The organism is Vibrio sp. 811 (genome assembly GCF_033339195.1).
The window spans coordinates 1-691 of sequence record NZ_JAWOUB010000422.1 but is presented as its reverse complement, the minus strand read 5'-3'; the positions used below and the strand labels follow the sequence as shown (position 1 = coordinate 691).

Sequence of the window (691 nt, the reverse complement as noted above, 5' to 3'; positions counted from 1 at the left end):
GTCTGCGTTTACACCTGCTTTATGGCAATACACCGTACGCGATCGTATTTCTATTGCTGGCACTCATTACAGAAGAAGGTATTACGTTGGCCAATTTTTAGCTCTTGAAGCGGCTCTCCACATTCTGGGCAAGGCTCACCCGCTTTTCCATACACTAAAAGTTCTTGAGCAAAATAACCCGGCTTGCCATCGGCTTGAGCGAAGTCTTTTAAAGTCGTACCACCTTGGTTAATGGCAATTTTTAGCGTGGCTTTGATGTTTTCCACTAACAGCACCCACTCTTGGGGTGTCACTTGACCTGCTTGTCGGGTTGGGAGAATACGAGATTTAAACAGAGATTCATTGGCGTAAATATTCCCCACACCGACCACGACTTTGTTGTCCATGATGAACTGCTTTACCGCGACACGCTTGCCTTGCGCTTTATCGGCAATGTACTCGCTATTAAACGCATCAGTTAGAGGCTCTGGTCCCATATGATCAAGTACCGCATGGGACTCACCAGGAGCGCACCATAGCCAAGCACCAAAGCGTCGAGGGTCGTTATAACGCAGCACTTTACCATTTGTAAGTTTGAGATCGACATGATCGTGCTTAGCCGCAGGAAAATCAGCATCCAACACACGTAACGAGCCTGACATTCCAAGGTGCACAATGGCAGTCCCTGCATCCGTTTCTATGAGCAAATACT

The 691-nt window shown here is 47.5% G+C and carries 1 protein-coding gene; it reads right to left on the bottom strand.

Annotation, left to right across the window (positions count from 1 at the left end; translation table 11 throughout):
- Positions 1 to 50: 50 nt before the first annotated feature.
- A partial coding sequence (gene mutM / locus R7Q46_RS27260) for a bifunctional DNA-formamidopyrimidine glycosylase/DNA-(apurinic or apyrimidinic site) lyase (RefSeq protein WP_318078283.1) occupies positions 51 to 691 on the bottom strand: 641 nt, incomplete at its 5' end.